This window comes from Salmonella sp. SAL4457 (genome assembly GCF_046548235.1).
GTDB classification, from domain to species: Bacteria; Pseudomonadota; Gammaproteobacteria; order Enterobacterales; family Enterobacteriaceae; genus Salmonella; species Salmonella enterica.
Map to the genome: position 1 here is coordinate 368,029 of NZ_JBGDZO010000001.1, position 18,887 is coordinate 386,915.

Below are 18,887 nucleotides of genomic sequence, written 5' to 3' on the forward strand. Positions count from 1 at the left end.
TCGCGAGCGGCGACTAGTCGCCCGCTAACGGTACCAGCAACACATCTACTTGGCTGGCGCTGACGACACTTTTTGCCGAGCAGGACGCGCGCGAAAAGAAACTGTGGTTATGGTTGCCGCAAATGACCAGATCAACATGGTGTTTGCGGCACACAGCCAAAATATGCTGGCTTAACTCACCTGATGCGATGAAAGTTTGTTCAATCGGATAATCCGCCTTTTCCCCCAGCATCTTAAGAAAATTCTCGGTTTCCTCATGCATAACCGCGCGTAAATCCTCCATCATGGGCGCGGCGAACTGGTTATACAGTTCAGGATCGGAAGCGAGAGTAATCAGGCTTACTTTCGCCTGAACAGGGCGGGCGATAGAGACCGCTTTAGCCAGTAGCTGGTGACTTTCCGGGGTGACGGCAACGGCGACAAGAATATGGGTGTAGCTCATAACTCGCTCCTTGATTGCAAGAATATGAGATTGTGCTTTAGCTTTACTCTGTTTATCGCATTTCTGCAATGCGCTAATGCCACATTAATGTGAAGGACATCATAATTAATCATTAATTATTCTTATGTAAAGAATCGTGGCATAAGACACTTTTTACACACCACCAGGATGCTTCATTTAAATGGGTGAACAATGAAAGCTAAAAGTTAAATCAAATGAGCTTATTTTTAACAGCGGAGGGCGTATGCTGTGACGAGATTAATTAATAACGTTTAATATTTAAGCTACTGTTTACTAAAGGTAAAATAAAAGCGTTTCTAAAATAGAAATAATAGCCTGTTATCTATTATCCTGGCGTTATTTTAACAGAGAGAAACAAAAAAGAATTTGGTGTTGACGTACCCCTATTCAGCAGTGTGGAATAGAAAAAGTGAACATTAGGTTATTAATTAAACAAAGTAAAAGCCATGCTGATGGTTTTATCGTAAGTATTCCGTTAAATTATGTGATCTACATCACATATTTTCTAAAATCGCCGTCCCGCTCCGTTGTATGTCACGAAGCTGACGAGTAGAGTTGCGTCGAATTAGGAAAAATCTTAGGCATTTGTAAAAATTGATGTAAACGTGTAAGGCGAATCTCAGTGGGAGGCTGCGTTATACGTCACAATGTCCATAATGTCTGAGCGCTGCTATGCATTTGACCTTTTTGCTTCTTTTACCGGGCCTTCCCGGCGACATCACGGGGTGCGGCTACGTCGCACAAAAATAAAGTTGGTTATTCTGGATGGGAACAATGCATACATCCGAGTTGCTAAAACACATTTATGACATCAATTTGTCATATTTACTCCTTGCACAGCGTTTGATCGTCCAGGACAAAGCATCTGCGATGTTCCGCCTCGGTATCAACGAAGAGATGGCAAACACACTGGGCGCGTTGACCCTGCCGCAGATGGTCAAACTGGCGGAGACGAACCAGTTAGTTTGTCATTTCCGGTTTGACGATCATCAGACGATCACCCGTTTGACTCAGGATTCGCGCGTCGATGATTTACAGCAGATTCACACAGGTATCATGCTTTCAACGCGTTTGCTCAATGAAGTGGACGATACGGCGCGTAAGAAAAGGGCATGATAATGAGTGAAAAAAGCATTGTTCAGGAAGCTCGCGATATCCAGTTGGCGATGGAGTTGATTAATCTTGGCGCTCGTCTACAAATGCTGGAAAGCGAAACACAGCTCAGCCGTGGTCGCCTCATCAGGCTGTACAAAGAATTACGCGGTAGCCCGCCGCCTAAAGGGATGCTGCCATTTTCGACAGACTGGTTTATGACCTGGGAGCAAAATATTCATGCCTCCATGTTCTGCAACGCCTGGCAATTTTTACTGAAGACTGGCTTATGCAGCGGTGTGGATGCGGTGATTAAAGCTTATCGGCTTTATCTTGAGCAGTGTCCGCAACCGCCTGAAGGGCCGTTGTTGGCGCTGACTCGCGCATGGACGCTGGTGCGTTTTGTTGAAAGTGGGTTGCTTGAATTGTCGAGCTGTAACTGCTGCGGTGGGAACTTTATTACCCATGCGCATCAGCCCGTGGGCAGCTTTGCGTGTAGTTTATGCCAGCCGCCATCCCGCGCAGTAAAAAGACGTAAACTTTCCCGAGATGCTGCCGATATTATTCCACAACTGCTGGATGAACAGATCGAACAGGCTGTTTAACCGAAACGGTGTGGACAAACACTCCAGCAGCGGTAAGTCATTACCGCTGCTTTTTTTTGCCTTGCCTTCGCGTTAATCGCCCGACTGCGCATCCTGTCATAGTCAACAGCGGAAGGATGATGTCGTGCTTATCTTATTAGGTTACCTGGTGGTTATCGGTACAGTTTTCGGCGGTTATGTCATGACCGGCGGGCACCTTGGGGCACTCTATCAACCTGCTGAACTGGTCATCATTGGCGGCGCGGGGATAGGGGCGTTCATTGTCGGCAACAACGGGAAGGCCATCAAAGGCACGATGAAAGCGATCCCGTTGTTATTTCGTCGTTCGAAATACACAAAATCTATGTACATGGATTTGCTGGCGTTGCTCTATCGCCTGATGGCCAAATCACGCCAGCAGGGGATGTTCTCCCTTGAACGCGATATTGAAAATCCGAAAGAGAGTGAAATCTTCGCCAGTTATCCGCGTATTCTGGCCGATGCGGTAATGCTTGATTTTATTGTCGATTATCTGCGCCTGATCATCAGCGGCAACATGAATACGTTCGAAATTGAAGCGTTGATGGATGAAGAGATTGAAACCCATGAAAGCGAGGCGGAAGTCCCGGCCAACAGTCTGGCGATGGTGGGGGATTCGCTGCCTGCCTTTGGTATCGTCGCGGCGGTAATGGGGGTGGTTCACGCTCTGGCTTCAGCCGATCGTCCGGCAGCGGAGTTGGGGGCGCTGATTGCCCATGCCATGGTAGGTACGTTCCTCGGTATTTTACTGGCTTATGGATTCATTTCACCGTTAGCGACCGTTTTGCGCCAGAAGAGCGCCGAAACCACCAAGATGATGCAGTGCGTAAAAATCACACTGCTGTCTAATCTGAACGGCTATGCGCCGCCGATTGCCGTGGAATTTGGTCGTAAAACGCTTTATTCCAGTGAGCGTCCATCGTTTATTGAGTTGGAAGAACACGTTCGCGCAGTGAGAAACCCAAACCAGCAGCAGACGACTGAGGAAGCATGAAAAATCAGGCTCATCCCATTGTCGTCGTAAAACGCCGCAGGCACAAACCGCACGGCGGCGGGGCGCACGGTTCCTGGAAAATTGCCTACGCCGATTTTATGACGGCGATGATGGCTTTTTTTCTGGTGATGTGGCTGATTTCCATCTCCAGCCCTAAAGAATTAATTCAGATTGCCGAATATTTTCGTACGCCGTTGGCCACCGCGGTAACGGGGGGGAATCGGATTGCCAATAGCGAGAGCCCGATACCAGGCGGCGGCGATGATTACACCCAACAGCAGGGTGAAGTGGAAAAGCAGCCGAATATCGACGAGCTGAAAAAACGGATGGAGCAGAGTCGGTTAAACAAACTGCGTGGCGATCTGGATCAACTGATCGAATCCGATCCCAAACTGCGCGCGTTACGTCCGCATCTGAAAATTGATTTAGTTCAGGAGGGGTTGCGCATCCAGATTATCGACAGCCAGAACCGCCCGATGTTTAAAACCGGCAGCGCCGAAGTTGAGCCGTATATGCGCGATATTCTGCGTGCGATTGCGCCAGTGTTAAACGGTATACCTAATCGCATTAGCCTGGCCGGCCATACCGATGACTTTCCCTACGCGAACGGCGAAAAAGGCTACAGCAACTGGGAATTATCCGCCGATCGCGCCAATGCTTCGCGTCGCGAACTGGTCGCTGGGGGGCTGGATAACGGAAAAGTATTACGGGTGGTTGGCATGGCCGCCACGATGCGGCTGAGCGATCGCGGTCCTGATGACGCCATCAACCGCCGTATAAGCCTGCTGGTGTTAAACAAACAGGCGGAACAGGCCATTTTGCATGAAAACGCTGAAAGCCAGAATGAGCCGGTAAGTGTATTACAACAGCCTGCGGCAGCCCCGCCGGCAAGCGTACCCACATCGCCAAAAGCGGAACCGAGGTGATAGCGTGAGCATGGATATTAGCGATTTTTATCAGACATTTTTTGATGAAGCTGACGAGCTGTTGGCTGATATGGAGCAGCATCTGCTGGATTTGGTGCCGGAGTCCCCGGACGCTGAACAACTGAACGCCATTTTTCGCGCGGCGCACTCCATTAAAGGCGGCGCGGGCACATTCGGCTTCACTATTCTGCAGGAAACCACGCATTTAATGGAAAACCTGCTGGATGAAGCCCGACGCGGTGAAATGCAGCTCAATACCGACATTATCAACCTGTTTTTGGAAACGAAAGATATTATGCAGGAACAGCTCGACGCCTATAAAAACTCCGAAGAGCCGGATGCCGCAAGCTTCGAATATATCTGCAATGCGCTACGCCAGTTGGCGCTGGAGGCGAAAGGCGAAACCACGCCGGCGGTCGTAGAAACCGCGGCACTAAGCGCGGCGATCCAGGAAGAGAGCGTAGCCGAAACCGAATCGCCTCGTGACGAGAGTAAACTGCGCATTGTACTTTCACGGTTGAAAGCCAATGAGGTCGATCTGCTTGAAGAAGAGTTGGGCAATCTGGCTACTCTGACGGATGTCGTTAAGGGGGCGGATTCACTGTCGGCAACTCTGGATGGCAGCGTCGCGGAAGATGACATTGTCGCGGTGCTCTGTTTTGTCATCGAGGCCGATCAGATCGCTTTTGAAAAAGTGGTCGCCGCGCCGGTTGAAAAAGCGCAAGAGAAAACCGAGGTAGCGCCGGTAGCGCCTCCGGCAGTCGTTGCGCCAGCCGCCAAAAGCGCGGCCCATGAACATCATGCGGGGCGTGAAAAACCTGCGCGTGAACGCGAGTCCACCAGCATTCGCGTGGCGGTAGAGAAAGTGGATCAGCTCATAAACCTGGTCGGCGAGTTAGTGATTACCCAGTCAATGTTGGCCCAGCGTTCTAACGAGCTGGACCCGGTAAACCACGGCGATCTCATTACCAGTATGGGTCAGTTACAACGTAACGCCCGCGACTTACAAGAGTCGGTGATGTCGATTCGTATGATGCCTATGGAGTACGTCTTCAGCCGTTTCCCGCGTCTGGTACGCGATTTAGCGGGCAAACTGGGCAAGCAGGTAGAGCTGACGCTGGTGGGGAGCTCCACTGAACTTGATAAAAGCCTGATCGAACGCATTATCGACCCGCTGACGCACCTGGTGCGCAACAGTCTCGACCACGGGATTGAAATGCCGGAAAAACGCCTTGAGGCGGGGAAAAATGTTGTCGGCAATCTGATTCTTTCCGCAGAACATCAGGGCGGGAATATTTGTATTGAAGTGACCGATGACGGCGCGGGGCTTAACCGTGAGCGTATCCTGGCGAAGGCCATGTCGCAGGGGATGGCGGTGAATGAAAACATGACCGACGATGAAGTAGGCATGTTGATCTTCGCGCCGGGATTCTCAACTGCGGAACAGGTCACGGATGTCTCCGGTCGCGGCGTTGGCATGGATGTGGTGAAACGTAACATTCAGGAGATGGGCGGTCACGTTGAGATCCAGTCAAAACAAGGCTCCGGCACCACGATTCGTATTCTGCTGCCGCTGACGCTGGCCATCCTCGATGGGATGTCGGTTCGCGTGGCGGGGGAAGTTTTTATCCTGCCGTTAAATGCGGTGATGGAGTCGCTGCAACCGCGTGAAGAGGATCTTCATCCGCTGGCGGGCGGCGAACGGGTTCTGGAAGTTCGCGGCGAGTATTTGCCGCTGGTCGAATTGTGGAAAGTGTTTGACGTGGACGGGGCGAAAACCGAAGCCACGCAGGGCATTGTTGTGATCCTGCAAAGCGCGGGACGCCGTTACGCGCTGCTGGTCGATCAGCTCATCGGTCAGCACCAGGTGGTGGTCAAAAATCTGGAAAGCAATTATCGCAAGGTACCGGGGATTTCCGCCGCGACGATCCTGGGCGACGGCAGCGTCGCGCTGATTGTTGATGTTTCCGCATTGCAGGGTTTAAACCGCGAACAACGTATGGCGATCACAGCCGCCTGATTGAGTGAGAAGGGAATAATATGACCGGTATGAGTAATGTAAGCAAACTGGCCGGCGAGCCGTCAGGTCAGGAATTCCTGGTGTTTACACTGGGAAATGAAGAGTACGGCATCGATATCCTGAAAGTGCAGGAGATCCGTGGCTATGACCAGGTGACGCGCATCGCCAATACACCGGCCTTTATAAAAGGGGTGACTAACCTGCGCGGCGTGATTGTCCCCATTGTCGATCTGCGCGTGAAATTCTGCGAAGGCGACGTTGAGTACGATGACAATACGGTAGTGATCGTACTGAATCTGGGGCAACGTGTCGTCGGGATAGTGGTAGACGGCGTGTCTGACGTACTGTCGTTAACGGCGGAACAGATCCGTCCGGCGCCAGAATTTGCCGTGACCTTGTCAACAGAATATTTGACGGGATTGGGCGCGCTCGGCGAGCGTATGCTGATTCTGGTGAATATCGAAAAACTGCTTAACAGCGAAGAGATGGCGCTGCTGGATATCGCAGCATCACACGTCGCGTAATAACGTTGCCGGATGGCGTCGCGCCATCCGGCAATATTCACCGTTATGCTTCCGCCAGCGGTGAGAGTTCCTCTTCATCGCCCGCGCCCAGCCCCTGCATTTTGTGCCGACATCGCCGCTGCGACGCTGTTATTGTCAATATCGTCTTCCGGAACAGCGTATTTCCTTTTTGCAAAAGTAAAGTTATCACCGCAGGTGCCGATAACGTTGATAACTCGTTATCAGGAAGGTGCCTTATGTTTAACCGTATCCGCGTTGTCACAATGCTGATGATGGTGCTGGGGGTTTTCGCACTGCTACAGCTTGTTTCCGGTGGTTTGCTGTTTTCTTCATTACAGCATAACCAGCAAGGTTTTGTTATTTCTAACGAATTACGCCAGCAACAAAGCGAACTCACGTCGACATGGGACTTAATGCTGCAAACGCGCATTAACCTGAGCCGCTCCGCCGCACGCATGATGATGGACGCTTCTAACCAGCAGAGCAGCGCCAAAACGGATTTACTCCAGAATGCAAAAACGACCCTCGCACAGGCGGCGGCGCACTACGCCAATTTCAAAAACATGACGCCATTGCCAGCGATGGCGGAGGCCAGCGCGAACGTCGATGAAAAATATCAGCGCTATCAGGCCGCATTAGCCGAACTTATTCAGTTTCTGGACCATGGCAATATGGATGCCTACTTCGCCCAGCCAACCCAGGGAATGCAAAACGCGTTGGGCGAGGCGCTGGGCAATTACGCCCGGGTGAGCGAAAACCTGTACCGCCAGACATTTGATCAAAGCGCTCATGACTACCGTTTTGCGCAATGGCAACTGGGGGTTCTTGCGGTCGTGCTGGTGCTGATTTTGATGGTGGTTTGGTTCGGCATTCGTCATGCTCTGCTTAACCCATTAGCGCGAGTGATTACTCATATCCGTGAAATTGCCAGCGGCGACCTGACGAAAACGCTCACCGTCTCAGGGCGTAATGAAATTGGCGAACTGGCGGGAACGGTTGAACATATGCAACGCTCGCTGATTGACACCGTGACGCAGGTTCGTGAAGGTTCGGATGCGATTTATTCCGGCACCAGTGAAATTGCCGCCGGTAATACCGACCTCTCTTCCCGTACCGAACAGCAGGCCTCCGCTCTGGAAGAGACGGCGGCCAGCATGGAACAACTGACGGCTACCGTGAAGCAAAACGCCGATAACGCCCGTCAGGCTTCGCAACTGGCGCAAAGCGCCTCCGAGACCGCGCGTCATGGCGGCAAAGTGGTCGACGGCGTGGTAAACACCATGCACGAAATTGCCGACAGTTCGAAAAAAATCGCTGACATTATCAGCGTTATCGACGGTATTGCCTTCCAGACTAACATTCTGGCGCTGAACGCGGCGGTAGAAGCGGCGCGCGCGGGAGAGCAGGGGCGCGGTTTTGCGGTCGTGGCAGGCGAGGTGCGTAATCTGGCCAGCCGCAGCGCCCAGGCGGCGAAAGAAATAAAAGCGTTGATTGAAGATTCCGTCTCGCGTGTCGATACCGGTTCTGTGCTGGTGGAAAGCGCCGGGGAAACCATGACTGACATCGTCAATGCCGTTACGCGCGTCACGGATATCATGGGCGAAATCGCCTCCGCCTCGGATGAGCAAAGCCGGGGTATCGATCAGGTCGCTTTGGCCGTTTCCGAAATGGATCGCGTAACGCAACAGAACGCCTCGCTGGTTCAGGAATCCGCAGCGGCCGCCGCCGCGCTGGAAGAGCAGGCCAGCCGTCTGACCCAGGCGGTATCGGCTTTCCGCCTGGCATCGCGACCGCTGGTGGCAAATAAACCTGAGATGCGTTTGTCAGTGGACGCTCAGTCCGGCAATACGCCGCGGTCAGTAGCCGCCGGGGATGATGCGAACTGGGAAACCTTCTGATCGACGTGCGCTGTGTGCTGTCGGTTATCGATTAATTTGCGAATCCGCCGATCCCTTTCGTCTGGTTCGCATAGATAAAAGCAAAAAATGTGTAATACGGGAAGCATGGCGCTGCCGCAGGGCGCGCCCGTTGTACTTTGAATGTGATTAAGAAGGCGCTATGACATCATCTCTGCCCTCCGGGCAAACGTCAGTATTGTTACAGATGACACAGCGCCTCGCGCTGTCCGACGCGCATTTTCGTCGGATATGTCAATTAATCTACCAGCGCGCAGGGATCGTGCTGGCCGACCATAAGCGGGATATGGTTTATAACCGCCTGGTCCGTCGGCTGCGTACCCTGGGACTGGATGATTTTGGCCGTTATCTCAGTATGCTGGAGGCTAATCAAAACAGCGCTGAGTGGCAGGCTTTTATCAACGCTCTGACTACCAACCTGACCGCCTTTTTTCGCGAGGCGCACCATTTTCCCATCCTTGCGGAACATGCGCGTCGCCGCCACGGCGAGTACCGCGTCTGGAGTGCGGCGGCATCGACAGGAGAAGAACCTTACAGTATCGCCATTACGCTGGCGGATGCGTTGGGGATGGCCCCCGGTCGCTGGAAAGTATTCGCCAGCGATATTGATACTGAAGTGCTGGAAAAAGCGAGAAGCGGTATTTATCGCCTCAGCGAACTGAAAACGTTATCGCCGCAGCAGCTACAACGTTACTTTATGCGCGGTACGGGGCCGCATGAAGGACTGGTGCGCGTGCGTCAGGAACTGGCCAATTATGTTGAATTTTCCTCCGTTAATTTATTGGAAAAGCAGTACAACGTACCCGGTCCCTTTGACGCGATTTTTTGCCGTAACGTCATGATCTATTTTGATAAAACGACTCAGGAGGACATTCTGCGCCGTTTTGTTCCACTCCTTAAACCTGACGGACTGTTGTTTGCCGGTCACTCAGAAAACTTTAGCAACCTCGTGCGCGAGTTTAGCCTGCGCGGACAGACGGTGTATGCGCTAAGTAAGGATAAAGCATGAGTAAAATCAGGGTATTGTCAGTTGATGATTCCGCGCTAATGCGCCAAATCATGACTGAAATTATTAATAGCCATAGCGATATGGAGATGGTGGCGACTGCGCCGGACCCGTTGGTCGCCAGGGATCTCATCAAAAAATTTAATCCGGACGTATTGACCCTGGACGTTGAGATGCCGCGTATGGACGGCCTCGATTTTCTGGAAAAACTGATGCGCCTGCGACCGATGCCGGTGGTGATGGTCTCTTCGCTGACCGGGAAAGGTTCCGAAGTGACGCTACGGGCGCTGGAGTTGGGGGCCATCGATTTTGTCACCAAACCGCAGCTTGGTATTCGTGAAGGTATGCTGGCGTATAGCGAGATGATCGCCGAAAAAGTGCGTACCGCCGCGCGGGCCCGCATCGCCGCACATAAACCGATGGCGGCCCCGGCAACCTTAAAAGCCGGTCCGCTGCTCAGTTCGGAAAAACTGATTGCTATCGGCGCTTCAACGGGCGGTACTGAAGCTATCCGACATGTGCTGCAACCGCTGCCGCTTTCCAGTCCGGCAGTGATTATTACGCAGCATATGCCGCCTGGCTTTACCCGCTCGTTTGCCGAGCGCCTGAATAAACTCTGTCAAATCAGCGTTAAGGAGGCCGAGGACGGCGAACGCGTATTGCCAGGTCATGCCTACATTGCACCCGGCGACAAGCATATGGAGCTGGCGCGTAGCGGGGCGAATTATCAAATCAAAATTCATGATGGCCCGCCGGTAAACCGGCATCGGCCTTCCGTGGATGTGCTGTTTCATTCGGTGGCGAAACACGCGGGGCGCAACGCCGTAGGCGTCATTCTTACGGGGATGGGCAACGATGGCGCCGCTGGAATGTTAGCGATGTACCAGGCTGGCGCCTGGACCATTGCGCAAAACGAAGCAAGTTGTGTGGTGTTCGGCATGCCGCGCGAGGCCATCAATATGGGTGGCGTAAGCGAAGTGGTCGATCTTAGCCAGGTAAGCCAGCAGATGCTGGCGAAAATCAGTGCCGGACAGGCGATACGTATTTGAACCAGGAGTAGTATTTTATGGCGGATAAAGAGCTTAAATTTTTGGTTGTGGATGACTTTTCGACCATGCGTCGTATCGTGCGCAACCTCTTAAAAGAGCTTGGATTTAACAATGTGGAAGAGGCCGAAGACGGCGTCGATGCGCTGAACAAGCTCCAGGCGGGCGGCTTTGGTTTTATTATCTCCGACTGGAACATGCCGAACATGGATGGCCTGGAGCTGCTGAAAACCATTCGCGCCGATAGCGCCATGTCGGCGTTACCCGTGTTGATGGTCACGGCGGAAGCCAAAAAAGAGAATATTATCGCCGCCGCACAGGCTGGCGCCAGCGGTTATGTCGTAAAACCGTTCACCGCAGCGACTCTGGAAGAGAAGCTCAACAAAATCTTTGAGAAACTGGGCATGTGAGGATGCGATGATGATGCAACCATCTATCAAGCCTGCTGATGAAGGTTCAGCAGGAGACATCATTGCGCGCATCGGTAGTCTGACCCGAATGCTGCGCGACAGCCTGCGTGAGCTGGGGCTGGACCAGGCGATTGCCGAAGCGGCGGAGGCGATCCCTGATGCGCGCGACCGTCTGGATTACGTCGTCCAGATGACGGCGCAGGCGGCGGAACGCGCGCTAAACAGTGTCGAAGCCTCGCAGCCGCATCAGGATGCGATGGAGAAAGAGGCGAAAGCGCTAACCCAACGTTGGGACGAGTGGTTTGACAATCCGATCGAGCTTGCCGACGCCCGTGAACTGGTGACGGATACGCGCCAGTTTCTCAGGGATGTCCCGGGCCATACCAGCTTTACTAACGCGCAACTGCTGGACATCATGATGGCGCAGGATTTCCAGGATCTGACGGGTCAGGTGATCAAACGCATGATGGACGTGATTCAGGAGATTGAGCGCCAGTTATTAATGGTACTGCTGGAAAACATCCCGGAACAGAGCGCACGACCAAAACGCGAGAACGAAAGCTTACTCAACGGCCCGCAGGTGGATACCTCGAAAGCTGGCGTCGTCGCCAGTCAGGATCAGGTGGACGACCTGCTGGACAGTCTTGGGTTTTAAGCTTTTTTGACCTGATGGCGCTGCGCTTATCGGGTTCGAATCCGTCAACCCGGCCGGATACGAGACTTTCTTATCGTATCCGGCTATCTCTATTAACGCCATAAACCCCGCCTTTTTTACCGCTTACTCTGCCCATTGGCGTAAAGCGGTTCTGGCATCATTCTCGCTTATCAATCTATCCAGGGTTTGCTGCGTGGCAGAAGAGAGCGACGACGACAAAACAGAAGCCCCCACACCCCACCGACTTGAAAAAGCGCGGGAAGAAGGGCAGATCCCCCGTTCCAGAGAACTGACCTCACTGCTGATATTGCTGGTGGGCGTTTGTATTATTTGGTTCGGCGGCGAGTCGTTAGCGCGGCAACTGGCGGGAATGCTCTCAGCAGGCCTGCACTTCGATCACCGTATGGTGAACGATCCTAACCTGATCCTGGGGCAGATAATTTTGCTGATTAAAGCGGCGATGATGGCGTTGCTACCGCTCATCGCGGGCGTGGTGCTGGTGGCGCTTATCTCGCCGGTTATGCTTGGCGGCCTGATTTTTAGCGGTAAGTCGCTACAGCCAAAATTTTCTAAATTAAACCCGCTGCCGGGAATTAAGCGCATGTTTTCGGCGCAGACCGGCGCGGAACTGCTAAAAGCGGTGTTGAAATCCACGCTGGTCGGCTGCGTTACCGGCTTTTATCTCTGGTATCACTGGCCACAAATGATGCGCCTGATGGCGGAGTCGCCGATCGTCGCAATGGGGAATGCGCTGGATCTGGTTGGACTCTGCGCGTTACTGGTGGTACTGGGCGTGATTCCGATGGTGGGATTTGACGTGTTTTTCCAGATCTTTAGCCACCTGAAAAAATTACGCATGTCGCGGCAGGACATTCGCGACGAATTTAAAGAGAGCGAAGGCGATCCGCATGTTAAGGGCAAAATTCGCCAGATGCAACGCGCCGCCGCGCAGCGCCGCATGATGGAAGATGTGCCGAAAGCGGACGTCATTGTCACTAACCCGACGCACTATTCCGTGGCGCTGCAGTATGACGAAAACAAAATGAGCGCGCCGAAAGTGGTCGCGAAGGGGGCTGGATTAATAGCGCTGCGCATTCGCGAGATCGGCGCTGAACATCGGGTTCCCACTTTAGAAGCGCCGCCGCTGGCGCGGGCATTATATCGCCACGCCGAAATCGGTCAGCAAATTCCCGGGCAGTTATATGCTGCCGTTGCGGAAGTGTTGGCCTGGGTCTGGCAGCTTAAACGCTGGCGGCTTGCGGGCGGGCAACGTCCTCCACAACCTGAGAACCTTCCGGTGCCAGAAGCGCTGGATTTTATGAACGAGAAGAATACTAATGGCTAATCTGGTCGCGATGCTGCGCCTGCCCAGCAACCTGAAATCGACGCAATGGCAAATTCTTGCCGGGCCGATCCTCATTCTGCTGATTTTGTCGATGATGGTGCTGCCGCTGCCTGCTTTTATCCTCGACTTATTGTTTACCTTTAATATTGCGCTATCGATCATGGTGCTGCTGGTGGCGATGTTTACCCAGCGCACTCTGGATTTTGCCGCGTTTCCAACCATTCTGCTGTTTACCACGCTACTGCGTCTGGCGCTTAACGTTGCCTCAACGCGCATTATTTTGATGGAAGGGCATACCGGCGCGGCGGCGGCGGGAAAGGTGGTGGAGGCGTTCGGTCATTTCCTGGTCGGCGGTAACTTCGCGATCGGGATTGTGGTTTTTATCATCCTCGTCATTATCAACTTCATGGTCATCACCAAAGGCGCCGGACGTATTGCCGAAGTCGGCGCGCGCTTTGTGCTGGATGGTATGCCCGGTAAGCAAATGGCGATTGACGCCGATCTTAATGCCGGTCTGATTGGTGAAGACGAGGCCAAAAAACGGCGTTCGGAAGTCACTCAGGAAGCCGACTTCTACGGTTCGATGGACGGGGCAAGTAAATTTGTACGCGGCGACGCCATCGCCGGTATTCTCATCATGGTCATTAACGTGGTCGGCGGGCTGCTGGTCGGCGTATTGCAGCACGGAATGAGCATAGGCAGCGCGGCGGAAAGCTACACTCTGCTGACCATTGGCGACGGCCTGGTCGCCCAGATCCCGGCGCTGGTTATCTCCACGGCGGCGGGCGTCATTGTGACCCGCGTCAGTACCGATCAGGATGTAGGCGAGCAGATGGTTGGCCAACTGTTCAGTAATCCAAGGGTAATGCTGCTGGCGGCGGCGGTGCTGGGGCTGCTTGGCATGGTGCCTGGAATGCCTAACCTGGTATTTTTACTCTTTACCGCCGCTTTGCTCGGCCTGGCATGGTGGCTGCGCGGGCGTGAAGAAAAAGCGCCGGAGGAGCCGCAGCCGGTAAAAATGCCGGAAAATAACTCGGTGGTCGAAGCCACCTGGAATGACGTACAGCTTGAGGATTCACTGGGAATGGAAGTGGGCTACCGCCTGATCCCGATGGTGGATTTTCAACAGGATGGCGAATTGCTCGGACGTATTCGCAGCATTCGTAAAAAATTCGCGCAGGATATGGGGTTCCTGCCACCAGTTGTCCATATTCGCGACAATATGGATTTACAGCCTGCGCGCTACCGTATTTTGATGAAAGGGGTAGAGATTGGCAGCGGGGACGCCTATCCGGGACGTTGGCTGGCTATTAACCCCGGCACGGCGGCGGGAACGCTACCGGGCGAGAAAACCGTCGATCCAGCTTTTGGCCTTGATGCCATCTGGATTGAAAGCGCCCTGAAAGAGCAGGCGCAAATTCAGGGCTTTACCGTCGTGGAAGCCAGTACCGTTGTGGCGACGCACCTTAACCACTTGATTGGCCAATTCTCCGCCGAACTGTTTGGCCGCCAGGAAGCGCAGCAACTGTTGGATCGTGTCTCTCAGGAGATGCCTAAACTCACGGAAGATCTGGTCCCCGGCGTCGTGACCCTCACGACTTTACACAAAGTCCTGCAAAACTTACTGGCGGAAAAAGTCCCTATTCGCGATATGCGCACCATTCTGGAAACGCTGGCGGAACATGCGCCGTTACAAAGCGATCCGCATGAATTAACCGCCGTGGTACGCGTGGCATTAGGACGAGCGATTACGCAACAGTGGTTCCCCGGTAATGAAGAAGTGCAGGTGATTGGCCTGGATACCGCGCTGGAGCGTTTGCTGCTTCAGGCATTGCAGGGCGGCGGCGGTCTTGAGCCTGGGTTGGCGGATCGCCTGCTGGCGCAGACGCAAGAGGCGCTTTCTCGCCAGGAGATGCTTGGCGCGCCGCCGGTATTACTGGTTAACCATGCGCTACGTCCATTATTGTCCCGCTTTTTGCGGCGCAGTTTACCGCAGCTGGTGGTGTTGTCGAACCTTGAGCTTTCCGATAACCGTCATATCCGCATGACGGCGACCATTGGAGGAAAATAATGCGTAAATGGCTGGCGTTGTTGCTCTTTCCCCTGACGGTTCAGGCCGCAGGCGAAGGCGCGTGGCAGGATAGCGGTATGGGTGTAACCTTAAATTACCGGGGTGTTTCCGCATCGTCTTCGCCATTGTCGGCGCGTCAGCCGGTTTCCGGTGTGATGACGCTGGTCGCCTGGCGTTATGAACTGAATGGCCCGACCCCCGCAGGATTACGGGTACGTTTATGTTCCCAGTCCCGTTGCGTAGAACTTGATGGTCAGAGTGGCACGACCCACGGTTTTGCTCATGTTCCCGCAGTCGAGCCGCTCCGCTTTGTCTGGGAAGTCCCCGGCGGCGGCCGACTTATCCCGGCGTTAAAAGTGCGGAGCAATCAGGTGATTGTGAACTACCGCTAACCGCCCCTTTCTTTGCCAGGTAGCAGACCTGACTCTCTTTTTGAATAAATAGAAACGCTGTTTTATAAAATGGTGAGGTAGGTTGCCGGACTCTTTGCGTTTTTGCCATTTACGCTCTGGCAATGGCAGAAACAAAAAGGTTTCCGCCCAGCTTAGCTTTTACTGTAGCGAATCGACTGCGTCGGCGGTAAAACTGCACGCAGCACTGAATTCGACATTACACAGAGGTTAAGCAAATGATGGTTTATCCAGTCAAACACAGTCCGCTATTGCGTCAGCCTGAGCATTTTATCGCCAGAGATGAACTAAAAGCCCTGGTGCAAAAGGTGACGCATAACCTGGTCAATATTAAAGATGAGACAGGCGAATTTTTATTGCGACTGGACGACGGACGCGTGATCGATACTAAAGGCTGGGCCGGATGGGAGTGGACGCACGGCGTGGGCCTGTACGGAATGTATCACTATTACCAACAGACCGGCGACCAGACGATGCGTAAGATCATTGATGACTGGTTTGCCGATCGTTTTGCGGAAGGCGCGACGACGAAAAACGTTAATACGATGGCGCCGTTTTTAACGCTGGCGTATCGCTATGAAGAGACGCGTAATCCAGCGTATTTACCGTGGCTGGAAACGTGGGCCGAATGGGCGATGAATGAAATGCCCCGTACCGATCACGGCGGAATGCAGCACATCACGCTGGCGGAGGAAAATCATCAGCAGATGTGGGACGACACGCTAATGATGACGGTGCTGCCGCTGGCGAAAATCGGTAAACTGTTGAACCGGCCGGAATATGTGGAAGAGGCAACCTATCAGTTCCTGCTACACGTGCAGAATTTGATGGATAAAGAGACGGGGCTGTGGTTCCACGGCTGGAGCTATGACGGTCATCATAACTTCGCTAACGCTCGCTGGGCGCGCGGCAACAGCTGGCTGACCATTGTGATCCCGGATTTTCTTGAACTGCTGGACTTGCCGGAAAATAATGCCGTGCGCCGTTATCTGGTCCAGGTACTGAATGCGCAGATCGCCGCGCTGGCGAAATGTCAGGATGAAAGCGGTTTGTGGCATACGCTGCTTGACGATCCGCACTCTTATCTTGAGGCGTCGGCGACGGCGGGTTTTGCCTACGGTATTCTTAAAGCGGTGCGCAAACGCTATGTCGAACGGCACTATGCGCAGGTGGCGGAAAAAGCTATTCGGGGGATAGTGAAACATATCTCGCCGGAAGGCGAACTGCTGCAAACGTCATTTGGCACTGGCATGGGCCACGATCTCGATTTTTACCGTCATATTCCGTTGACCTCTATGCCTTACGGGCAGGCGATGGCCATGCTGTGTTTGACGGAATATCTGCGTAACTATTTCTGATGTATGCGGATATTCCGGGCGTATCCTTGTCTGATGACGCTTTGCTTATTTGACTATGGCGCCTGATCCGGCTGTGTGGTATCAGCCTGTGGATCAAACAGGTGGTCAAGGATTTTTCGCATGATGGGCGCGGCGGTAACGCCGTCGCTTCCGCCGTTTTCCAGAATCAAGGCAATAGCGACCTTAGGGTTTTTATACGGTGCAAAAGCGGTATAAAACACATGATCGCGCAGGCGAATAGGGATCATTTTCGCGTTGTAGGTCTGATTTTCTTTCAGGCTAAATACCTGCGACGTGCCGCTTTTGGCCGCAATGCCGTAGGGCGCGGTGTGAAAGAACTTATAGCCCGTTCCATTGGGTGCATTCGCCATGCCATACATCGCCTGACGCACCAGTCCCCAGTATGGCGACGCCGGATCGGCTATCTGTGCCGCTGTTCCGGAAGGACGATACGGAACCACCGTTTTGCCGCTCTCTTCATTGAGTAACAGGTGAGGGGCAATCACCTTACCGTTGTTGATGAGCGCCACCATCGCTTTAACCATCTGGATGGGGGTGGCAATCCAGTAACCCTGGCCGATGCCGACAGAAATGGTATCGCCCTGATACCAGGCTTTTTTATGGACCCGCTGTTTCCATGCGCGACTGGGAAGCAGCCCGTCATACTCTTCATTTAGGTCGATGCCCGTCGGTTTGCCATAGCCGAACTGAGACAACATCGTGTCGATACGGTCAATACCCATCATATAAGCGACCTGATAGAAAAAGGTATCCGCAGATTCCTCAATCGCTTTAGTGACATCCAGCATACCGTGTCCGGTTTTTTTCCAGTCCCGGTAATGCCGCTGCGTGCCGGGAAGCGTCCAGGTTGGCGCGCCAAAGAAGGTGGTTTGCGGCGTAATAATCCCGCATAACAGCGCGGACATCGCCATATAGGGTTTAACCGTTGACGCCGGGGGATAAAGCCCTTGCGTCACGCGGTTGATCAGCGGCAGATTTTTATCGTGCAGCAGTTTGCCGTAATCCTGATAGCTAATGCCTTTTACAAAGGGGTTCGGGTCGTAGCTGGGCATAGATACCATCGCCAGCACTGAACCATCGTGCGGATCTTCAACCAGTACGGCAGCACGCTGCCCGGCCAGCAAACTTTCAATGTACTCTTGTAAATGGAGATCCAGCGTCAGGTGAATGTTCTTACCCGCGATGGGAGGAACGTCTTTCAGCAGGCGGACAATACGCCCGTGATTATCCACCTCGACCTCCTGATAACCGGTTTTACCATGAAGATCGTTTTCGTAGTAACGCTCAATCCCCTGTTTACCGATGTTATGGTCCGCCGCGTAATTCTCTGCCAGCCCTTTTTTATCCAGCGCTTTAAGGTCGTTATCGTTTATCTTTGACACGTAACCGAGAACATGCGCCAGCTCCGCGCCGTAAGGATACTGCCGATCCTGATAGCTATTGATCGTGACGCCGTTGAAATGAAACTGATTGACCGCAAAGCGTGCGATTTCAACATCCGTTAGCGCGTTTTTGAGCACCACCGGACGATAGCGGCTACTGGATTTTAGCGCATGGCGAAAGTCGGCGATATCATCGGGGGAGAGATCAACAATAGGGGTGAGCTGTTTTAGCAGCGCATCCATATCGGCAATTTTATAGGGCGTAACCGCGATATCATACCAGGTTACGTTACGCACCAGCGGAATGCCGTTGCGATCGTAAATGATGCCGCGCGTGGGCGCGACGGGTAGCATCTTGATATCGTTCTCATTCGAACGGGTGGTGTAGTAGTGGTGCTGGCGGATTTGCAAGTTATAGAGGTTGAAGATCAGGATACCAAAGCAGACAACCACTACACCAAACGCCACAATCACACGTCTCAGGAAGAGTTTCTCTTCCGCATCAAAGTCTTTAAAAGTCATTACCTGTACCTGAACAATCCGCCGCCTAATGATACGGGGCGGTCAGCGCCAGCACAGGTAAAAGATGTTCCATCTCTCTATAGAAATGTGTCATTCCTTGTGA

18 protein-coding genes are annotated in these 18,887 nt (G+C 53.2%); 15 read left to right on the forward strand and 3 right to left on the reverse strand.

Features of this window, described 5'->3' with window-relative positions:
* Positions 1-13: 13 nt before the first annotated feature.
* Positions 14-442 carry a universal stress protein UspC gene (uspC, locus tag ACLJNW_RS01955; protein ID WP_000122606.1) on the reverse strand — a complete coding sequence of 143 codons (429 nt, stop codon included), beginning with the start codon at positions 440-442 and terminating at the stop codon, positions 14-16.
* Complete coding sequence (locus ACLJNW_RS01960; RefSeq protein ID WP_001617301.1) at positions 439-555, reverse strand: hypothetical protein; 117 nt, start codon at positions 553-555, stop codon at positions 439-441. Before ACLJNW_RS01960 ends, uspC begins: the two co-directional genes overlap by 4 nt.
* A 682-nt stretch (positions 556-1,237) precedes the next feature.
* Here ACLJNW_RS01960 and flhD point away from each other — a divergent pair.
* The 15 genes from flhD to ACLJNW_RS02035 all read left to right on the forward strand — a co-directional run bounded on the left by flhD (position 1,238) and on the right by ACLJNW_RS02035 (position 16,859).
* On the forward strand, positions 1,238-1,579 hold the full coding sequence (gene flhD / locus ACLJNW_RS01965; protein WP_001518146.1) for a flagellar transcriptional regulator FlhD: 342 nt from the start codon (positions 1,238-1,240) through the stop codon (positions 1,577-1,579).
* The gene (gene flhC / locus ACLJNW_RS01970) at positions 1,576-2,160 is read left to right on the forward strand and encodes a flagellar transcriptional regulator FlhC (RefSeq protein ID WP_000605987.1); all 585 of its coding nucleotides are present in this window, start codon (positions 1,576-1,578) and stop codon (positions 2,158-2,160) included. Before flhD ends, flhC begins: the two co-directional genes overlap by 4 nt.
* A 124-nt stretch (positions 2,161-2,284) precedes the next feature.
* Complete coding sequence (gene motA, locus ACLJNW_RS01975; RefSeq protein WP_000906312.1) at positions 2,285-3,172, forward strand: flagellar motor stator protein MotA; 888 nt, start codon at positions 2,285-2,287, stop codon at positions 3,170-3,172.
* Positions 3,169-4,098: a flagellar motor protein MotB gene (motB, locus tag ACLJNW_RS01980; RefSeq protein WP_000795653.1), complete on the forward strand. Its 930-nt coding sequence runs from the start codon at positions 3,169-3,171 to the stop codon at positions 4,096-4,098. The genes motA and motB overlap by 4 nt, the downstream gene beginning before the upstream one ends.
* A 4-nt stretch (positions 4,099-4,102) precedes the next feature.
* A complete protein-coding gene (gene cheA, locus ACLJNW_RS01985) occupies positions 4,103-6,118 on the forward strand; it encodes a chemotaxis protein CheA (protein ID WP_000061302.1) in 2,016 nt (671 codons plus the stop codon).
* 20 nt (positions 6,119-6,138) lie between these two features.
* On the forward strand, positions 6,139-6,642 hold the full coding sequence (cheW, locus tag ACLJNW_RS01990; RefSeq protein ID WP_000147295.1) for a chemotaxis protein CheW: 504 nt from the start codon (positions 6,139-6,141) through the stop codon (positions 6,640-6,642).
* A 236-nt stretch (positions 6,643-6,878) separates the two neighbouring features.
* Entirely contained in the window at positions 6,879-8,540 is a 1,662-nt protein-coding gene (gene tar / locus ACLJNW_RS01995) for a methyl-accepting chemotaxis protein II (RefSeq protein ID WP_000483261.1), read from the forward strand.
* Between the two features lie 160 nt (positions 8,541-8,700).
* The gene (cheR, locus tag ACLJNW_RS02000) at positions 8,701-9,567 is read left to right on the forward strand and encodes a protein-glutamate O-methyltransferase CheR (RefSeq protein WP_000204370.1); all 867 of its coding nucleotides are present in this window, start codon (positions 8,701-8,703) and stop codon (positions 9,565-9,567) included.
* Positions 9,564-10,613 carry a protein-glutamate methylesterase/protein glutamine deamidase gene (gene cheB, locus ACLJNW_RS02005; RefSeq protein WP_000036389.1) on the forward strand — a complete coding sequence of 350 codons (1,050 nt, stop codon included), beginning with the start codon at positions 9,564-9,566 and terminating at the stop codon, positions 10,611-10,613. The genes cheR and cheB overlap by 4 nt, the downstream gene beginning before the upstream one ends.
* A 17-nt stretch (positions 10,614-10,630) precedes the next feature.
* Positions 10,631-11,020, forward strand: coding sequence for a chemotaxis response regulator CheY (gene cheY / locus ACLJNW_RS02010; protein WP_000763861.1), 390 nt, complete (start codon positions 10,631-10,633; stop codon positions 11,018-11,020).
* 10 nt (positions 11,021-11,030) lie between these two features.
* Positions 11,031-11,675 (forward strand): protein phosphatase CheZ, encoded by a 645-nt coding sequence (gene cheZ / locus ACLJNW_RS02015; protein WP_000983585.1) that lies wholly within the window; start codon positions 11,031-11,033, stop codon positions 11,673-11,675.
* A 193-nt stretch (positions 11,676-11,868) separates the two neighbouring features.
* The gene (gene flhB, locus ACLJNW_RS02020; protein WP_024154646.1) at positions 11,869-13,020 is read left to right on the forward strand and encodes a flagellar biosynthesis protein FlhB; all 1,152 of its coding nucleotides are present in this window, start codon (positions 11,869-11,871) and stop codon (positions 13,018-13,020) included.
* Positions 13,013-15,091, forward strand: a complete 2,079-nt coding sequence (gene flhA / locus ACLJNW_RS02025; RefSeq protein ID WP_000002386.1) for a flagellar biosynthesis protein FlhA — start codon at positions 13,013-13,015, stop codon at positions 15,089-15,091. Before flhB ends, flhA begins: the two co-directional genes overlap by 8 nt.
* The gene (gene flhe, locus ACLJNW_RS02030) at positions 15,091-15,483 is read left to right on the forward strand and encodes a flagellar protein FlhE (protein ID WP_001233619.1); all 393 of its coding nucleotides are present in this window, start codon (positions 15,091-15,093) and stop codon (positions 15,481-15,483) included. Before flhA ends, flhe begins: the two co-directional genes overlap by 1 nt.
* A gap of 236 nt (positions 15,484-15,719) precedes the next feature.
* Positions 15,720-16,859 (forward strand): glycoside hydrolase family 105 protein, encoded by a 1,140-nt coding sequence (locus ACLJNW_RS02035; RefSeq protein WP_000989908.1) that lies wholly within the window; start codon positions 15,720-15,722, stop codon positions 16,857-16,859.
* A 53-nt stretch (positions 16,860-16,912) separates the two neighbouring features.
* Here ACLJNW_RS02035 and mrdA read toward each other — a convergent pair whose 3' ends face one another.
* A complete protein-coding gene (gene mrdA, locus ACLJNW_RS02040) occupies positions 16,913-18,784 on the reverse strand; it encodes a penicillin-binding protein 2 (RefSeq protein ID WP_023204649.1) in 1,872 nt (623 codons plus the stop codon).
* Between the last annotated feature and the right edge of the window lie 103 nt (positions 18,785-18,887).